The following is an 11,356-nucleotide window of genomic DNA, read 5'->3' as shown; positions in this document are numbered from 1 at the left end:
TCGTTCTAATATATTTACTTCGCGGTAGACCAGGAATAAGGGTAATCCGCCGGATTCGTGCCTTTATTTTTGGCAGGATCCGCACCCATATTGAATATCAGCTTTCCACCTTTTTGAAGGTCTTCATGACTGATCCAATTTTTCGTATAGTCTTTACCGTTAAGTGAAGCTTTTTGTACGTAGAGATTTTTCTCGCTGTTTGCAGGAGCGTCGATTTCCATCACCTTACCATCTTCCAGGGTCATGGTGAGTTTGGAGAAGAGCGGCGTACCCAGTACATACTGTGGCGTACCCGGACAAACAGGATAAAAGCCCATCGCAGAGAATACGTACCAAGCGGAAGTTTGACCGTTGTCCTCATCGCCGCAATAGCCATCAGGAGTAGATTTATACAGTCGTTCCATCACTTGGCGTACCCAGTACTGCGTTTTCCAAGGCTGACCAGCATAATTATACAGGTAAATCATATGCTGAATAGGTTGGTTGCCATGAGCATATTGTCCCATATTCATGATCTGCATTTCACGAATCTCGTGAATAACGCTGCCATAGTAGCTTTCGTCGAATGTAGGAGGCATAGTGAAAACAGAGTCCAGCATCTTCACAAACATATCTTTTCCACCCATTAACTCAGATAATGAGTGCACGTCATGGAACACAGACCAGGTATAATGCCAGGAATTACCTTCTGTGAAAGCATCTCCCCATTTGAATGGATTGAAAGGCGTTTGGAATTTGCCATCTTTATTTTTACCACGCATCAGTTTAGTTTCCGGATCGAACACGTTACGGAAATTCTGGGAGCGCTTGGTAAACAACTGCAGTTCTGCCTTTGGACGGTTCAGCGCTTTCGCCAATTGGAGAATGGTGAAGTCGTCGTAAGCATATTCCAATGTGCGGGCAGTATTCTCATTGATGTTCACATCGTATGGAATATAACCCAGTGTATTATAGTATTTCACCCCTTTACGACCTACAGATTCCAGTGGTCCTTCGTTCTCTGTATTCTTCAGGATCGCTTGGTACAAAGTGTTGATATCGTATCCACGAATACCTTTAATATAAGCATCAGCAATCAGCGAAGCGGAGTTGGAGCCAATCATACAATCACGGTGGCCAGGACTAGCCCATTCAGGCAGCCAGCCGCTTTCTTTGTAAGCATTCGCCAGCCCTTCCATAATGTGACTACTCAGACTAGGATACATCAAGGTGAAGAACGGATGCACTGCGCGGAAAGTATCCCAGAAACCATTGTCTGTAAACATGTAGCCAGGGCGGACTTCACCATTATAAGGACTGTAGTGTACAATCTCTTTTTTAGCATTGATCTCGTAAAACTTACGAGGGAACAGCAATACTCTATACAGTGAAGAGTAGAAAGTACGCACTTGTTCTGGTGTACCACCTTGTACGGCAAGGCGGCCCAGTTCTTTATTCCAGATAGCCTTTGCCTTATTGCGGGTAACATCAAAATTATCGTTCCCTATTTCGTTTTTCAGGTTCAGTTCTGCTTGGTCAAAGGAGATAAAGGAAGACGCGGTTTTCACGTTCACTTTCTCGCCTCTCGTAGTTTTGAAGCCAACAATGGCGCCACTATGATCCGCCTGCATTTCCAGTTTGCCCGCTACCAGTACGCTATCGTGCCAGGTATTCGTAACCGTAAATGGTTTATCGAAAGTGATGACGAAATAATTTTTGAAATTAGCAGGCACACCACCGCTATTCTTAGTGGTATAACCAATAATTTTCTTCTCTTCAGGAATAATTTTGATATAGGAACCTTTATCAAAAGCATCTACTACGAGGAAAGCGCTATCTGTAGCAGGATAGGTAAACCTAAGCTGGGCGGCTCTTTCGGTAGGTGTGATTTCTGTGGTCACATCTGCATCTGCCAAGTAAACGCTGTAGTAGTAAGGTTTAGCGATTTCAGATTTATGGGAAAACCAGCTAGCTCTTTTGTTCTGATCAAATTTCAGCGTACTGTTGACAGGCATTATCGCAAACTGGCCATAGTCGTTGATCCACGGTGATGGTTGATGCGTTTGTTTGAAGCCTCTCATCTTATCGGCGGTGTATTGGTATGCCCAGCCATTGCCCATGGTGCCTGTTTGTGGCATCCAGAAGTTCATCCCCCAGGGAAGCGCAATAGCAGGGTAGGTGTTACCGTTAGAGAGACTTACCTTGGAGTCTGTTCCCATCAACGTATTTACCCATTCTACCGGTTCAGTGACTTTATCCACAGTCTGGCTCTTGGCGCCGCCATACATTAAAAATAAAGCTGCTGTTAGCAATCCAACTTTTTTCATACTTGTCTATATAAATGGAAAATCTTTACAAAATCGATTTAGCACAGGCCTATAAAAAAAGATTCGCTGGTTGAATCTTCACTATCGCTCATAAGTTGTGTACTAAAAGTATTAAATTTTTTCAGATCCTAAGACAAATATCTATTTATTTTTTTAACAGCAATGGGTTAGGTGGAACTGCGAACAATCAGTTTTCCAGGGAGGGTTACCTGCGACTCTTTCAGCGGGCCCTGTTGTTTGTCTAATTGCTTCATCAGCAGGGTGATAGCCTTGCTGGCGATGCCTTCTATCGGCTGTTCGATGCAGGTAATGCCGGGAGGGTATAATCGGAAGATATCGTGATCATCGAAGCAGATCACCGCCATATGCTTAGGCATACTGAGTTTGAGGCGACCCAGCGCTTCCAAACCAAGGATACCTAGGTAGTTAGTAGCAAAGAAGATAGCGTCCAGATCGCGGTTTTCCCGGATAAAGGCTTCCAGGTGAGCGAGGTTTTGCTCTCTACTGTCGTGATAATTGAGCTCCACCATCCTTTTTTTACGGAAGGGGATTTCCATTTTCCGCAGCGCTTGTACGTAGCTGCGTTGACGTTCGCTCAATTGGATAAGGGAGATATCCACACTGACATACCCAATTTTTCGGTATCCTTTTTCGAAGAGGTGATCCATGCCCAGTTGTACACCATGAAAGTTATCGATCAGTACATAGGGCGCTTTGATACCTGGGAAATAGCTATCCATCAGCACTACAGGCTTATGCATCTGTACGAGGCGGCGGATATCGTTCTCCATACCTGGTGCAGGAGTTATTAGGTAGCCATCCACCATCTGGCGGCCCAACATACGGATGAGTTCGCCACCTTTTTCCGCATTATTTTCCGTACTACAGTAAACTACATTGTACCCTAGGCGTTCCGCTTCAATCTCAATAGTGCGGGCCAGGCTGGCAAAGAAGCTACCAGAGATGCTTTCCACAATGAGGCCCAGAGTTTTGGACTGACCAGTACGCAAGTTAACCGCTACACGATGGGGTTCGTAGCCGGATTGATTAACAACACCCATGATTTTTTGAGCCACCTCATCGCGGATACGCATTTGTTTGGCCTTACCATTTAAAACAAATGATACCGTACTCGGTGCTACACCAGCCATTCTGGCTACATCTTTGAGCGTCAATCTCTTCATTTCGGGAATATTTTGGATAGTTAAAGAACAGGTGTTCAGGCTCAGTTCAGCATGATTCCACCCATCCTTGGATTTCCGGGGGCGGAAATTACAAAAATAGTCGCAGACCATTTTAAAATGCTTAACTTACCCATGAGAATTTGCAATCTGAATAATATACGATGGATTTCTGCGTTTAGCAGTAAAAATCCCTCGTTTTTTTCCATCCAGGAGCAGTTAAGGCTGTAGCCAACTATACACGGAATTACATGAAGCAACTCACTAACATAACGGATCCAGTATTTATCAAGCCTACCAGCGAATCAGTGTTCGACAGGCTTTTCAAACGTATGATCAAAGATGAACGTGATCTTCCCTTTGTATATCTTACGTTGAAAATCACCTTTACGTTGTGGCCACTGGCTATCCTGCTGTATATACCTGGAACCGTTTCCTGGCTCTGGTGGACAGCCGCCATCGTATATCAGATCCTGAACAATGTCGTGTTTAAAGGTCCTTTTGGCTTGATGTTGCATTGTACTAGTCACCGCGCTTTCTTCGAGCGGAAATACCAAATTCTCAACCACTATCTCCCTTGGGTACTAGGTCCCCTCTTCGGACAAACGCCAGAAACTTATTATAGTCACCATATCGGAATGCACCATCCGGAAAACAATATGCCGGAGGATGAAAGTTCTACCATGTCCTACCAGCGAGATTCTTTCCGGGGCTTTCTTCATTACCTGGGCAGTTTCTTCTTTGCTGGTATTTACCATCTGGCCATGTATTTTGTAAGAAAAAAGCGTAAACAATTGCTGATACGCTCTGTGCGAGGCGAATTATTGTTTATTCTTGGCTGTGTAGGTCTATCTTTCATCAATTTTCCTGCAACTTTCGTAGTATTTATATTGCCGTTTATTATTTCCAGGATCATTATGATGGTGGGCAACTGGGCGCAACATGCCTTTGTCTGCGCAGCAGATCCAAACAATGCCTACAAAAACAGTATTACCTGTATAAATACTAAATACAATCATAAATGTTGGAATGATGGTTATCATATCAGCCATCACGTGAAACCTAACATGCACTGGACAGATCATCCCGTATATTTCCGCAAAACCCTCGAGGAATACACCAATAATGACGCGATTGTATTCGATGGTATCCACTTCCTGCATGTGTGGTTATGGCTCATGTTCAAACGTTACGATCTCCTAGCAAAGCATTTTGTGAATATCAACGGGAAATACAAATCTGATGAAGAAATCATCGCTTTCCTGAAGGGACGCACCCGCAAAATCAATGTGGTAGCGGAACCTGCATTGGCGGCTGCCTAATAGTGTCTATTTGTCATATTATAGAAATATCAACTTATTGGCCAGGGACAGAGGTTTAAAAAACCTCTGTCCCTGCTGCTTTTAGAGGATTTTAACAGATATTATAACAGAATATCTTAATGATTATGATTATTCATAACAATAAGTACTAAATTTGCGCTCTAACTTTTTTTATATAAAGTAAACAATATGCGTACTGTTACACTGAAAAGGGTTGTGATCACTGGTTTGGGAGCATTAACACCTATCGGGAATGATGTAAATACTTTTTGGAGCAACTTGAAAGCTGGCGTTAGTGGCGCTGGTCCCATCACTAAATTTGACACCACAGAGTTCAAAACAAAATTTGCCTGTGAAGTGAAAAATTTCGATGTGGAAAAATATATGGATAAAAAAGAAGCCCGCAAAATGGACAACTTCACACAGTACGCTATGGCGGCTGCTCATGAAGCTGTTGTGGATGCAGGCCTCGATAAAGAAGGTGTTGATAAAACCAAAGTTGGTGTTATCTGGGCTTCCGGTAACGGTGGTATGCTGACGTTCGAGGAGCAAATCGTGGAATTTGCGCAGGCCAACTTCGTTCCTAAATTCAATCCATTCTTTATTCCGAAACTGATTTCCGACATCGCTGCCGGCCAGATCGCCATGAAATACGGTTTCATGGGTATTAACTTCTGTACAGTTTCTGCTTGTGCTTCTTCCAGCAGTGCGCTGGTGGATGCATTCAATTATATCCGCCTTGGTAAAGCTAACGTAATCGTTGCTGGTGGCTCTGAAGCGCCTGTAACTCGCGCTGGTATTGCCGGCTTTAACGCACTGAAAGCATTGTCTACCCGCAACGACGATCCTACTACCGCTTCTCGTCCTTTCGACGCTGATCGCGATGGTTTCGTAATGGGCGAAGGTGCTGGTGCTATCATCCTCGAAGAATATGAACACGCTATCGCCAGAGGTGCTACTATCTACGGCGAAATGATCGGCGGCGCTATGACCTGCGATGCCTACCACCTGACCGCTACCCATCCTGAAGGACTCGGCGCCAGACTCGGTATGGAACAGGCCCTGGAAGATGCTGAAATCACCACTGCAGATGTTGATTATATCAACTCCCACACCACTTCTACCCCTGTTGGAGACGTGAGCGAACTGAAAGCAATCGTGGCTGCCTTCGGCGACCATGCGGAAAAAGTGAACGTTAGCGCCACCAAATCCATGACAGGTCACCTGCTCGGTGCTGCAGGTGCTATCGAAGCAATCGCTTGTATCAAAGCTACTCAGGAAGACATCGTTCCTCCTACCATCAATACCACCACCCTCGGTGAAAATATTCCAACTAACCTGAACTTGACCCTGGGGAAAGCCCAACATCGTACAGTGAATGTTGCGATGAGTAACACCTTCGGCTTCGGTGGCCACAACGCAATCTGCGTATTCAAAAAATACAAAGCGTAACAAAATAACGCTTTAATATATTGCCTGAAGGCATGGGCGGGACCAATGGTCCCGCCTTTTTTATTCCCGCTTGCGATCAAACCAGCGCCAACGGCGCTGGTTTGATCGCGAAACGGTTTTATCCCGCGCCTGCGGCACGGGATAAAACATCACTGTACCAAACACTAGTATATAATCAAAAGAATAGAAAAAATCAGGTAACTTTATACCTTAATTTCCGTTCACCATTCCACCGCTTCTTTTAAGATGCTGCTAACCTGGAAACTATAATCCTAAGCGGAGAATGCACCGTGTGAACACCCAATATACTATGGCAAAGAAAAAAGAGAATGTATCCGCCACGCCGGCTCCACAGATACTTTCAGATGACCATATCGCCGTTTTCGGTGCAAGGGAACATAATCTGAAAAATCTGGACCTGCAGTTGCCCAAAAACAAACTGGTAGTAATCACCGGTATCAGCGGCAGTGGAAAATCTTCACTAGCCTTCGATACCATCTACGCGGAAGGTCAACGCCGCTATATGGAGAGCTTCTCCGCATATGCACGCCAGTTCATCGGCGACATGGAAAGACCCAATGTGGATAAAATCACCGGCCTGTCACCAGTGATCTCCATAGAACAAAAAACTACTAACAAAAACCCACGTTCTACCGTAGGTACCATCACGGAGATATATGACTTCCTCCGACTGCTGTTCGCCCGTATCGGTGTTGCCTATTCTTACAATACCAACAAACGGATGACCCGCTTCTCGGAAGAGGAAATCATCGCGCATCTCTTCAAAAATTTTAACAAGAAAAAACTGGTCATACTCGCACCCCTCGTACGCGGCCGTAAAGGTCACTACCGCGAACTCTTTGAACAGGTACGCAAACAAGGCTACCTCAAAGTACGTGTGGACGGGGAAATCCTCGATCTGAAGGAACGTATGCAGGTAGACCGATACAAAATACATGATATCGAACTGGTGATCGATCGCATCCAAGTGCAGGAAGATGCCCGTACTCGCATCAGTCAGAGCGTGCAAAAAGCCCTGAACATGGGTAAAGGCCTCCTCTTTATCCAAGATCACGATAGCGGAAAGGTTAGCCAGTTCAGTAAACAGTTGATGTGTGAAGACACGGGTCTCTCTTACGAGGAACCGTCTCCCAACACTTTCTCTTTTAATTCTCCCTATGGCGCATGCCCACGCTGTAAAGGTCTTGGTAGCATCTACCAGATAGATATGAACGAAGTCATTCCCGACTACAACGTATCCCTCAATGATGGCGGCCTAAAACCATTGGGAGAAGCCCGTGATACCTTTACCTTTAAACAGGTACAGCAACTCGCGAAAAAATATAAATTCTCCCTGACGGCACCTATTGCTGACATACCGAAGAAAGCCCTCAATGTGTTGCTCTTCGGCGACGAAAACGGTGCACTGGACCAGGAAGTAGACCTGGAAGCAAATATCGATACTAGCAAGTACGCAACGGAATTCGAAGGGGTGATCAATACGGTACGCCGATTCTTCGCAGACACGGCCTCCGATCACGTACGCAACTGGGCCGAAGGATTCATGCAGTTAAGCACCTGCCCGGAATGTAACGGCACCCGCCTGAAAAAGGAAAGCCTGTTCTTCAAAGTGGATGAAAAAAATATTTCCGAACTGGGAAATATGGACCTGGATAAACTCCAACTGTGGTTCACCAAAATCGAAGACAGACTGGAAAACAAACAGAATGTTATTGCCAAAGATATCCTGAAGGAAATCAGGGAAAGATTAGGCTTCCTGCTGAACGTAGGTCTGAGCTACCTGACCCTCAACCGCGCTACCCGCACCCTCAGTGGAGGCGAATCTCAACGTATTCGCCTAGCTACGCAGATAGGTTCTCAATTGATGGGTATCACCTATATCCTCGATGAGCCTAGCATCGGCCTACACCAACGCGATAACATGCAACTGATCGATGCCCTCCGCAACCTGAAAGATATGGGCAATACCGTGATCGTTGTAGAACACGATAAGGATATTATGCTGCATGCAGATCACCTTGTAGATATAGGCCCAGGAGCAGGCGTACACGGCGGACAAATAGTCGCTGCGGGCACTCCTAAAGAAATCCTTCGCCTGAAAACGCCTACTGCTGGCTATCTGAACGGCTCTACTTCTTCACCGATCCCTGAAAGACGCAAAGGCAATGGCAATAGCCTGGAGCTCAAAGGTGTTACCGGCAACAACCTGAAAAACGTTAGCGTGAAATTCCCACTGGGCACTTTCCTCTGTGTAACAGGCGTTTCCGGCAGTGGTAAATCTACCCTGATCAACGAAACATTATACCCTATTCTCTCCAAACATGCGTACGATTCCAAACTCGTACCCATGCCATATAAGAGCATCAAAGGGCTGGAAAATATCGATAAGGTGATTGAAATTGACCAATCGCCCATCGGACGTACGCCACGGAGTAACCCGGCTACTTATTGCGGGTTCTTTACGGATATTCGTACGCTCTTTGCACAGGTGCCGGAAGCCAAAATCCGAGGATATAATGCGGGGCGCTTCTCCTTCAACGTGAAAACCGGTCGCTGTGATGTTTGTGAAGGCGGTGGCATGCGTGTCATCGAAATGAACTTCCTCCCGGATGTATATGTACACTGCGAAAAGTGTAATGGTCGCCGTTATAACAGGGAAACATTAGAAATCCGCTACAAAGGCAAATCTATCTCTGATGTACTGGATATGACTGTGGACGAAGCAGTGGAATTCTTCCAAGCAGTTCCATGGATCTATCGTAAGATTAAAACCTTACAAGATGTAGGCCTGGGCTACATTACACTGGGACAATCTGCCGTAACCCTCTCCGGAGGCGAGGCACAACGTGTAAAACTGGCTACTGAGTTATCTAAAAAAGATACCGGGAAAACCATCTATATCCTGGACGAACCTACTACGGGTCTGCACTTCCAGGATATCCAGCTACTGTTGCAGGTTTTGAACAAACTGGTAGACCGTGGCAATACCGTTTTGGTCATTGAACACAACCTGGATGTTATCAAGATGGCGGATTATATTATAGACCTCGGCCCTGAAGGCGGTGCCGGTGGCGGTACTATCCTCTGCACAGGAACGCCTGAGCAGGTTGTCACCTGTAAAGACAGCCATACGGCGCGTTTTCTGAAAAAGGAGCTGGGAATTTAATATATTGCCAACGGAAATTTCAGCATGAAGAATATTTATAAACTATTGATCGCAGGCGCATTCCTTCTGGGAATGGCCGCCTGCGAAAATGAAACGAAAGTTTGCGACCAGACGCTTCGTGCGGACCTACACATAGGTTTTCGCCACGACAGCGCCGGAATTGTCAGGGATACTATCTTCAGAGCCGTTACCACACTGGCACTGAACCGCGATACCCTGCTTAAAAACAACAGCACCAACAATATCTATTTTCCACTGTCGCCAGTGGCCGACAGTAGCCAGTTTATGCTGAAAATAGATTCTCTCCTTCAAGGAGATACGCTCACGTTCAGGTATAAACGTACTCCGGTGTTCATCTCCGCAGGATGTGGCTTCGGCACTACCTACACAATAGATACAGTGTTATTCACTACTCACCTGATCGATTCTGTCAAGTTTATCAATAAGTCCGTAACCAATAGCAATGACACGCACCTATATATTTTCTATTTTAACGAGTAGCTGCTTGCTCAGCTTTGCTGCGTTGGCTCAAAACAAGCCAGCAACGCCTGTTGCCAAACCAGCAGATACCACGCATGTCATCACCAAAGGGAAAATCACTCCTGAGCCGAAAGATAGCTCATGGCTGATCCCTGGCGGGTTACGGGTAGGTGTGGACTTAAGCCGTTTCATCAATAATGCGTACTATCCTTACCGTCAGGAATATACGGTAGTAGCAGATGCTAGAATCACTCCCAGTTTGTTCGCTGCTGTTGAACTGGGTTATACGAATACACCACACTCAGATTCCAACTACACCTATAAAGGGAATGGGATGTTTGCCACATTGGGCATAGACTACAATTTCCTGAAAAGACAATATCCTAGTGAAAGGAATATGTTCTTCGGCGGCCTCCGTTATGGATTTTCTCACTTTAATTTCGAGGTGCCTTCTTATACACAGCATTCATCTTATTGGGGTGGACAAGTGGCGGGAAGCTATCCTAAAACCAACGCCAATGCACATTGGATAGAACTCGTATTGGGTCTTAAAACGGAAGTCTTGAAAAATCTGTTCCTGGGTTGGAACGTAAGAGAAAGAATCCTGTTAAATACAGTAAAAACAAATGATGGATTCACACCATTAACTATTCCCGGCTTCGGGAGTGGTAGCAAACGGGCTGTTTTTGATATGCAGTACACGATTTCCTACGTGATACCTTTCTACAAAATCAGAGAACATTATCACCCGCCAGCACCGAAAAAGCAACCTAAAAAATAAAAGCATTCTACAGCCCTCGCCTAAGGCGAGGGCTATTTCATTCCTAAAGCAAAAGGCTATCTGGCGCCAGCTCACCGCGCGAAGCGCGGAACTAAAAATCGATGCCTTCGGCATCGATTTCCTTAATCAATGATATTATTTCAGCATTTCCACATGTGGAATACCATCTTCCAGATAAGTATCACTAACCGTCTTGAACCCCAAAGAACCATAAAATTTCTCCAAGTACTGCTGCGCTCCAATACGCACAGGCTGTTCGCCATACTGCTGATATAACTGGCGCAGCGACTCTTCCATTAATTCCCTGCCAGCTCCTTTACCACGGGCAAAAGGCGCCGTTACCACTCTTCCAATACTAGCTTCTGCAAACTTAATTCCTTTATCAAAAAGCCGCGTATATGCCGCCAGTCGGTTACGGGTATCATATCCCATGAGATGCAGGGCCTTCTGATCAGAAAAATCCATATCCAGGTACGGACATTTTTGCTCCACTACAAATACCTCACTGCGCAAATGCAGCAGGGCATAGAGTTCTGTGGTTGTCAACTCACTAAACTTTTTTAAATCCCAACGCATAATGTATAATTTAAAACCATTTATCCTATTCACATAAAAATACAGGAAGCTTTGAATAATCCTGCTATTTT

8 protein-coding genes are annotated in these 11,356 nt (G+C 45.3%); 5 read left to right on the top strand and 3 right to left on the bottom strand.

The window, feature by feature from the left end:
• Positions 1 to 14 precede the first annotated feature (14 nt).
• Together JO154_RS21690 and JO154_RS21685 are read right to left on the bottom strand one after the other, a co-directional pair.
• Positions 15 to 2,306, bottom strand: coding sequence for a GH92 family glycosyl hydrolase (locus JO154_RS21690; protein WP_291949460.1), 2,292 nt, complete (start codon positions 2,304 to 2,306; stop codon positions 15 to 17).
• A 167-nt stretch (positions 2,307 to 2,473) separates the two neighbouring features.
• A complete protein-coding gene (locus JO154_RS21685; RefSeq protein ID WP_291949457.1) occupies positions 2,474 to 3,490 on the bottom strand; it encodes a substrate-binding domain-containing protein in 1,017 nt (338 codons plus the stop codon).
• Positions 3,491 to 3,738: 248 nt separating this feature from the next.
• Here JO154_RS21685 and JO154_RS21680 point away from each other — a divergent pair, with 248 nt between their 5' ends.
• The 5 genes from JO154_RS21680 (at position 3,739) to JO154_RS21660 (ending at position 10,709) form a co-directional block, all read left to right on the top strand.
• Positions 3,739 to 4,809, top strand: a complete 1,071-nt coding sequence (locus JO154_RS21680; protein WP_291949455.1) for a fatty acid desaturase — start codon at positions 3,739 to 3,741, stop codon at positions 4,807 to 4,809.
• Positions 4,810 to 4,998: 189 nt separating this feature from the next.
• The gene (gene fabF / locus JO154_RS21675) at positions 4,999 to 6,261 is read left to right on the top strand and encodes a beta-ketoacyl-ACP synthase II (RefSeq protein WP_291949453.1); all 1,263 of its coding nucleotides are present in this window, start codon (positions 4,999 to 5,001) and stop codon (positions 6,259 to 6,261) included.
• Positions 6,262 to 6,571: 310 nt separating this feature from the next.
• Entirely contained in the window at positions 6,572 to 9,448 is a 2,877-nt protein-coding gene (gene uvrA, locus JO154_RS21670) for an excinuclease ABC subunit UvrA (protein WP_291949450.1), read from the top strand.
• A gap of 24 nt (positions 9,449 to 9,472) precedes the next feature.
• Positions 9,473 to 9,949 (top strand): DUF6452 family protein, encoded by a 477-nt coding sequence (locus tag JO154_RS21665; RefSeq protein ID WP_291949447.1) that lies wholly within the window; start codon positions 9,473 to 9,475, stop codon positions 9,947 to 9,949.
• Positions 9,912 to 10,709, top strand: a complete 798-nt coding sequence (locus JO154_RS21660; protein WP_291949444.1) for a DUF6048 family protein — start codon at positions 9,912 to 9,914, stop codon at positions 10,707 to 10,709. Before JO154_RS21665 ends, JO154_RS21660 begins: the two co-directional genes overlap by 38 nt.
• Before the next feature lie 135 nt (positions 10,710 to 10,844).
• Here JO154_RS21660 and JO154_RS21655 read toward each other — a convergent pair whose 3' ends face one another.
• Positions 10,845 to 11,285 (bottom strand): GNAT family N-acetyltransferase, encoded by a 441-nt coding sequence (locus tag JO154_RS21655; protein WP_291949441.1) that lies wholly within the window; start codon positions 11,283 to 11,285, stop codon positions 10,845 to 10,847.
• Between the last annotated feature and the right edge of the window lie 71 nt (positions 11,286 to 11,356).

This window comes from Chitinophaga sp. (assembly GCF_019236475.1).
In the GTDB taxonomy this organism is placed as follows: Bacteria; Bacteroidota; Bacteroidia; order Chitinophagales; family Chitinophagaceae; genus Chitinophaga.
This window is presented reverse-complemented; position numbering and strand designations above follow the sequence as displayed.

What these genes read in the sequence shown, in the direction of transcription:
- uvrA (WP_291949450.1), top strand. Translation starts at nt 6,572, where the DNA reads ATGGCAAAGAAAAAAGAGAATGTATCCGCCACGCCGGCTCCACAGATA.
- JO154_RS21655 (WP_291949441.1), bottom strand. Translation starts at nt 11,285, where the DNA reads ATGCGTTGGGATTTAAAAAAGTTTAGTGAGTTGACAACCACAGAACTC.
- JO154_RS21685 (WP_291949457.1), bottom strand. Translation starts at nt 3,490, where the DNA reads ATGAAGAGATTGACGCTCAAAGATGTAGCCAGAATGGCTGGTGTAGCA.
- JO154_RS21660 (WP_291949444.1), top strand. Translation starts at nt 9,912, where the DNA reads ATGACACGCACCTATATATTTTCTATTTTAACGAGTAGCTGCTTGCTC.
- fabF (WP_291949453.1), top strand. Translation starts at nt 4,999, where the DNA reads ATGCGTACTGTTACACTGAAAAGGGTTGTGATCACTGGTTTGGGAGCA.
- JO154_RS21690 (WP_291949460.1), bottom strand. Translation starts at nt 2,306, where the DNA reads ATGAAAAAAGTTGGATTGCTAACAGCAGCTTTATTTTTAATGTATGGC.
- JO154_RS21680 (WP_291949455.1), top strand. Translation starts at nt 3,739, where the DNA reads ATGAAGCAACTCACTAACATAACGGATCCAGTATTTATCAAGCCTACC.
- JO154_RS21665 (WP_291949447.1), top strand. Translation starts at nt 9,473, where the DNA reads ATGAAGAATATTTATAAACTATTGATCGCAGGCGCATTCCTTCTGGGA.